The following is a 523-nucleotide window of genomic DNA, read 5'->3' as shown; positions in this document are numbered from 1 at the left end:
GCACGGATCGTCGTCTGGTCGAGCTTGATGCGCTGGCTTTCGAGTGCCGCATTTTCCGATGCAAGCGAAGCCGTCGCCGTTTCTTCAGTGATCAGGTATTCGTTGATCTGCTGTTGGGAGAGCGCACCGGTTCCGTTGACTTTTCGCGCACGGGCGGCGTTCGCCTCCGCTTGCTTGAGATTGGCCTGCGCCGTCGCGACAGCCGCTTCCTGCTTGTGCAGGTCGGCCAGCACGCTGGCCTGTTCCAACTGCACCAGCACGTCGCCCTTCTTGACCACCGAGCCGACCTCGACCCTGATATCGACGATCTTCAGGCTGGCTTCGGCCGAGATCGATGCTTCCTGCCAGGCGGCAAGCCAGCCGCTCGCAGGGATCGACTGCGCCCAGGCCAGCGTCTCGGGCTTGACGGTGCTCACCGTCAGTGCCGGCGTCGCCACCGGCTCATTCGCCGGCAACGAATAGGACGGGAAAAATGCGATGGACAGCATTGCGATCGATACCGCCGTCAATGTCCGCCTGGGGG

1 protein-coding gene is annotated in these 523 nt (G+C 63.1%); it reads right to left on the bottom strand.

All coding sequences use genetic code 11. The annotated features are described in order from the left end of the window. The coding region (locus tag AC1D0P_RS28145) for an efflux RND transporter periplasmic adaptor subunit (protein ID WP_477679740.1) at window positions 1-488 on the bottom strand (488 nt) is incomplete at its 3' end. Window positions 489-523 lie beyond the last annotated feature (35 nt).

Source organism: Polaromonas sp. P1_G2 (assembly GCF_056405515.1).
Note: the sequence above shows the minus strand (reverse complement) of the source record. Positions and strands in the feature narration are given on the sequence as shown.